3 protein-coding genes and 1 rRNA gene are annotated in these 6,426 nt (G+C 43.2%); all 4 read right to left on the bottom strand.

Going from position 1 to position 6,426, the window contains the following annotated elements; genetic code table 11:
- Positions 1-186 (bottom strand): 16S ribosomal RNA (locus tag AB685_RS06490); the annotation flags it as partial.
- A 410-nt stretch (positions 187-596) separates the two neighbouring features.
- Positions 597-1,667: an HD-GYP domain-containing protein gene (locus tag AB685_RS06485; RefSeq protein WP_047969645.1), complete on the bottom strand. Its 1,071-nt coding sequence runs from the start codon at positions 1,665-1,667 to the stop codon at positions 597-599.
- 79 nt (positions 1,668-1,746) lie between these two features.
- On the bottom strand, positions 1,747-4,239 hold the full coding sequence (gene gyrA, locus AB685_RS06480; RefSeq protein WP_047969644.1) for a DNA gyrase subunit A: 2,493 nt from the start codon (positions 4,237-4,239) through the stop codon (positions 1,747-1,749).
- Between the two features lie 214 nt (positions 4,240-4,453).
- On the bottom strand, positions 4,454-6,379 hold the full coding sequence (gene gyrB, locus AB685_RS06475; RefSeq protein WP_047969790.1) for a DNA topoisomerase (ATP-hydrolyzing) subunit B: 1,926 nt from the start codon (positions 6,377-6,379) through the stop codon (positions 4,454-4,456).
- Between the last annotated feature and the right edge of the window lie 47 nt (positions 6,380-6,426).

Below are 6,426 nucleotides of genomic sequence, written 5' to 3'. Positions count from 1 at the left end.
TTATATTATCCGGTATTAGCTCCGGTTTCCCGAAGTTATCCCAGTCTCACAGGCAGGTTGCCCACGTGTTACTCACCCGTCCGCCGCTGACTTCTTAAAAGCAAGCTTTTAAGAAGTCCGCTCGACTTGCATGTATTAGGCACGCCGCCAGCGTTCGTCCTGAGCCAGGATCAAACTCTCCAATAAAGAGTTTGAGCTTTTGCTCAAAATTTGCTAGCTTGTCTTACTTTTCGTTCATTTGTTAATCCCGTAGGATCAACGTTTGACGCTGTTGTTTTGTTTAGTTTTCAAAGAACTCTTTAGTTAGTGCCGCTTGTTGAAAGCGACTTAACTAATATATCATTTACAAGGCTGTAAGTCAACATCTTTTCATTTTCTTTTTTTAAGATTATGTAGGATGTAACTCGCTTCCCTTGCTGACTTGATTGATTATAGCACGGGATAATAGGGGATGCAATTACTTTTTTAATATATTTTTAAATTCTTTTCATTAGTAACGATTCTTTTGATTATGGACCTGGGCCGGGGCACATTTGAAAGCGGGGCCATTAAGGACCCCGCTCTGTATGTGCTTTCTGCTTTTAGTTGAAATAAAGCTATTTCACTACTTCTTCTATAAAGATATCTAACTCTTGGGTCAAAGTTATGAAGCTGTCTGTTTCCACTTCCCGTACCATTGGCCTTGATGGATTGTTCGGATCAATGAAGACAATTTCGGCTACCTTCTTATTTGACAGTCTGATTTTATCTCCAACACTGAAGCTGCACACATTGGAAGTAAGGGCCTGTACAATGGAAAGATCGTATTTCCCGAACGTTTCATGCTTGAGTTGCTCAATTACTTTGAAAGGTGATTGCTTGCTTCTGTATTTTCTTGGTGATGTCATTGCATGAAAGACATCTGCAACTGCCAGTATCTTTGTATAGGGATGTATTTTATCTTCTGCAAGTCCAAAAGGATATCCGGTTTTATCATAGCGCTCATGATGCTGGAGAACGGCAAGTTTTATTTCATCTTGGATGACCGGCTGTTTGCTTACCATCTGGTAACTGAAGATGGGGTGCTCTTTGATCTGTGCGAATTCTTCCCTTTTTAGAACGGCAACATTTTTCAAGATTTTTTGATCAATACGAGCCATTCCGCAGTCCATTAGAAATCCCGCTATTCCAACTTGGATGATGTCTTTCTTTTTATTGCCAAGAGCTTTCGCTATGGCAGCAGCGATAATTGCCACTGCTACCGAATGGTGGAAGATGTATTCTTCTTCATTAGTATAATGATAGACTGTGAAAACTTCTTCTTGATATTGCAGGGACTTCTCGATCAAGGGGATTATTGTCTTTCGAACAGCGCCGTAATCGATAGGGGTCCCTGATTCCCAGCTTTCATACATTCTTTTATAGGCTTGGGTTGCTTTAAAGTACATTTGCAAGAAGGTTTCCTCTTTTGGCTTACCTTCTATCATTGCTAAAAGCTGGGGATTGAAGGGCTGTCCATTTGAAAGGAAGGTTTCCACTTCTACTTTTTCCACCAAAAAAGATTCCAATATTTCAATGTGTTCGTTTGTCAGAACGGTTCTCTTGGTCATGATCGGTTTTGATGTGAGCGCCTTAATTTCCTGTGCCAGAATACATCCTTCCACCAGCTGTTCGGTTTTTACTAACATGAACGCTTCTCTCCTTATAAACAAAGAGGAACACATGAAAGTGCTCCTCTTTTAGAGTTGATCATTTACTATGCATCTTTTATTCTTCGACCTCTTCGGTGGAATTTCCTTCTTCTATATCTGTATCTTCTGAACCATCTTCAGGCTCTTCTTTATCCACTCTTGCGACTGTTGTCACGAATTCATTATCTGCAAGACGAATCAGCTTCACTCCTTGGGTGTTTCGACCCATTTGTGAGATCCCGTCCACTGACATGCGAATCAAGACGCCGCTTGCGGTAATAAGCATCAGGTCTTCTTCTGTGGTGACCGTCTTCACTGAAACCACTTCCCCATTACGCTCGGTAATGTTACAAGTTTTGATTCCTTTTCCTCCACGGCTTTGAATTCGATACTCTTCTGCAGGAGTTCGTTTACCGTAACCGTTCTTGGTCACAACCAACACATCCAGACCCTCATCCAGCAGTTCCATTCCAACCACTTCATCATTTTCTGAAATGGAGATTCCTTTCACTCCTGTTGCAGTTCTGCCCATGGAACGTACGTCTGTTTCATGGAAACGGATTAGCATCCCCTTTTTCGTGCCGATGATCATCTCTTTCGTGCCGTCCGTCAGTTTTACAGAAATCAATTCATCGCTTTCGCGCAATCCTATTGCAATCAATCCACCCTTTCGTATGTTGGCAAATTGTGATAGCGGAGAGCGCTTGGATATCCCATGCTTCGTTGTAAAGAACAAGTACCAGTCGTCAACAAAATCTTCGACAGGGATAATGGCGTTGATCCATTCGCCCTTTTCCACTTCCAGCAGGTTGATGATTGGGATTCCTTTTGCTGTACGGCTGAATTCAGGAATTTCATAGCCTTTGGCACGGTACACTTTCCCTTTGTTTGTGAAGAATAAAAGTGTATCGTGAGTGGAAGTGGTCAACAGATGTTCTACAAAGTCGTTCTCATTTGTTCCCATTCCTTGAATTCCACGTCCCCCTCTTCGTTGACTACGATAGGTGGAAAGGGGCAGACGCTTGATATAACCGTTATGTGTAAGGGTAATCACGACATTTTGGCGTGGAATCAAGTCCTCATCCTCAATGTTTTCAAAGCCACCAACCATAATTTCGGTACGACGTGTGTCATTGAATCGCTCTTTTACTTCTTCCAGTTCTTCACGGATAATTTCCAATACTTTTTCTTCGTCTGCAAGAATCGCTTTCAATTCTCCAATGAGCTGCATAAGGCTTTGGTATTCCTCTTCAATCTTTTCACGTTCCAAGCCTGTTAGACGCTGTAGACGCATGTCCAAAATAGCTTGTGCTTGTTTCTCAGAAAGGGAGAATTCAGTCATTAGTCCTTCGCGGGCAATGTCAGCTGTCTGGGAGCTACGGATTAACGTAATAACCGCATCTAAGTGATCTAAGGCTATGCGCAGACCTTCCAGGATGTGGGCTCTAGCTTCCGCTTTACGCAATTCAAACGCTGTACGGCGCTTGATCACCACTTTCTGGTGTTCCAAATAGTAATACAGACATTGTTTCAGGTTCAATACTTTCGGCTCACCGTTTACGAGAGCAAGCAGGTTGATACCGAAACTTGTTTGAAGAGAAGTCTGCTTATATAAATTATTTAAAAGGACATTGGCATTTGCATCTTTTTTGACTTCCATTACGACACGCATACCATTACGGTCTGATTCATCACGTAAGTCGGAGATGCCTTCTATCTTTTTATCTCGGACAAGGTCCGCAATTTTTTCAATCAGTTTTGCTTTATTGACTTGGTAAGGTAGTTCATGGACAAGGATGACTTCCCTGCCATTAGGCTTCGTTTCGATTTCTACTTTCCCACGAACGGTGATCGAACCGCGTCCCGTTTCATATGCTCTTCTGATTCCGCTTCTGCCTAATATTTGGCCGGCTGTAGGGAAATCCGGTCCTGGAATAATTTCCATCAATTCCGGAATGGTAATGTCGGGATCTTTACTTACAGCAAGTACTCCGTCAATGATTTCTCCCAACTGATGAGGTGGAATATTCGTTGCCATTCCTACTGCGATTCCAGAAGCACCGTTTACAAGCAAGTTTGGAAAACGCGCAGGTAACACGACAGGTTCTCTTTCTGAACCATCGTAGTTATCTTGGTAGTCAATTGTATCTTTGTTGATGTCCCGTAGGATTTCCATCGAGATCTTCGACATTCTTGCCTCTGTGTAACGCATGGCTGCTGCAGCGTCCCCATCGACTGAACCGAAGTTTCCGTGGCCATCGATCAACATGTAGCGGAAGTTGAAATTCTGTGCCATACGGACCATCGTGTCATAAACAGCGGAGTCACCATGTGGATGGTACTTACCGATTACTTCCCCAACGATACGTGCGGACTTTTTATATGCTTTATCAGATGTCATTCCTAAGTCGTTCATCGCGTACAGAATACGACGGTGAACAGGTTTTAATCCGTCCCGCACATCAGGTAGGGCACGGGATACGATTACACTCATGGCATAGTCTAGGAAAGACGTTCTCATTTCCTGACTTATATTTATTTCTTTAACTTGAGAGGACCTCTCAGACATAATAACGAACCTCCTTGCGAAATGTGAGTTCATGACTACATTCGCTTTCGCTCTTCTCTATGTAAAAGACAGGATAGCATGACACTACCCCGCATTTTTTCTTGGCTCTGTCAAACGCCGCTGTTGCTTTCCGCAATAGGCTCCAATCAACAGCTAGAAACCAGTTCATTATCAACAGTCAACTTTAACAGAGCTTTTTTTCTTAGGTTTAGAATTAGATATCCAGATTTTTCACGTAACGGGCATTGTCCTGGATAAAGTTTCTTCTCGGTTCCACTTTATCGCCCATCAATATCTCAAACGTTTCATCCGCTTCGATCGCGTCCTGAAGACTCACTTGTAAAAGCGTTCTTGATACAGGATCCATGGTAGTCTCCCAAAGCTGTTCGGGGTTCATCTCCCCTAACCCTTTGTAACGCTGAATGCCTGCTTTCGGCTGATCCGACATAGTCGCAAGAATCTCCTCAAGCTGACGGTCATTGTAGGCGTACTCGATCTTTTTGCCCTGCTGTACCTTGTATAGCGGTGGCTGGGCAATGTAGATGTATCCATGTTCAATGATCTGGCGCATGTAACGGTAGAGGAATGTTAATAAAAGCGTTCTTATGTGGGCGCCATCGACATCGGCATCTGTCATAATCACGATCTTATGGTAACGGGCACGGGAAATGTCGAAATCCTCGCCTATTCCTGTTCCTAGCGCAGTGATGATGGCACGGATCTCATTGTTGGATAAGATTTTGTCAAGACGCGCCTTTTCTACGTTAATGATTTTTCCTCGTAAAGGCAGGATTGCTTGGAAGTGACGGTCTCGTCCTTGCTTGGCTGATCCGCCGGCAGAATCTCCCTCTACCACGTATATTTCGCTGATAGATGGGTCTTTAGAGGAGCAGTCGGCCAATTTACCAGGAAGACTTGAGATTTCCAATGCACTCTTTCTTCTGGTGAGTTCCCTTGCCTTTTTGGCAGCCATTCTTGCTCTGGAAGCCATTAATCCTTTTTCTACAATCTTTCTTGCTGCAGAAGGATTCTCCAGAAGGAAGCCTTCAAATTTCTCTGTGAAAACAGAGTCAGTAACCGTTCTTGCTTCACTGTTTCCGAGCTTTGTTTTTGTCTGGCCTTCAAACTGTGGATCAGGATGCTTGATGGAAATGATAGCAGTCAAGCCTTCACGAACATCTTCCCCTGTCAGGTTGCCATCCGCATCTTTGAAAATATTGTTTTTACGGGCATAATCATTGATTACTCTCGTCAATGCCGTTTTGAATCCTGATTCATGAGTTCCGCCCTCATACGTGCTGATGTTATTGGCAAAAGAGTACAGATTGCTTATGTAGCTTTCATTATACTGAAGTGCCACTTCGATGGAGATTCCGTCCTTTTCTCCCTCAACAAACACGACTTCCTCATGAATGACTTCCTTGGTGCGGTTCAAATGCTCTACATAAGATGCGATACCGCCTTCGTAGTGGTATTCATTCTTCTTCGGTGTTTCTTCGCGCTTGTCCTCAATGGTGATGCGAAGCCCTTTATTTAAGAACGCAAGCTCACGTAGACGATGGGCTAGCGTATCATAGTCATATTCCTTTGTTTCTGTAAAAATCTCTTCATCGGGTACAAAATGAATGGTAGTCCCTGTAACATCCGTTTCTCCTATAATCTTCAGGTCCTCATTCGGTACACCTTTATTAAATTGCTGATAATGGATGTTGCCGTCACGATGGACATAAATCTTAAGTTCAGAGGAAAGGGCATTAACTACAGATGCACCAACTCCATGCAGACCTCCGGAAACTTTATAGCCTCCACCGCCGAATTTCCCTCCGGCATGAAGTACAGTCATGATAACTTCAACTGCTGGTCGACCCATTTTTTCATGAATTCCGACGGGAATACCACGTCCATTATCTTTTACGGTGATGCTGTTATCCTTTTCTACAATCACATTGATCTCGGAACAATAACCTGCCAACGCTTCATCGATACTGTTATCGACAATTTCCCACACTAAGTGGTGCAAACCTTTGGTACTAGTGGAACCGATGTACATTCCTGGTCTCTTCCGAACGGCCTCGAGCCCCTCTAGTACCTGTATATTACTTTCATCATAGCTATTTTCTTGCAATTCTTTTTGGTCCATCGTCATATCTATCACCTTCACTTTTTATTTCTACACAATAGACTTCG

The organism is Bacillus sp. LL01, from assembly GCF_001037965.1.
The sequence above is the reverse complement of the archived record's forward strand: the minus strand, read 5'-3'. Positions and strand labels throughout refer to the sequence as shown.

Coding starts and splice junctions, on each gene's coding strand:
- AB685_RS06485 (WP_047969645.1), bottom strand. CDS start 1,667: ATGTTAGTAAAAACCGAACAGCTGGTGGAAGGATGTATTCTGGCACAG.
- gyrA (WP_047969644.1), bottom strand. CDS start 4,239: ATGTCTGAGAGGTCCTCTCAAGTTAAAGAAATAAATATAAGTCAGGAA.
- gyrB (WP_047969790.1), bottom strand. CDS start 6,379: ATGGACCAAAAAGAATTGCAAGAAAATAGCTATGATGAAAGTAATATA.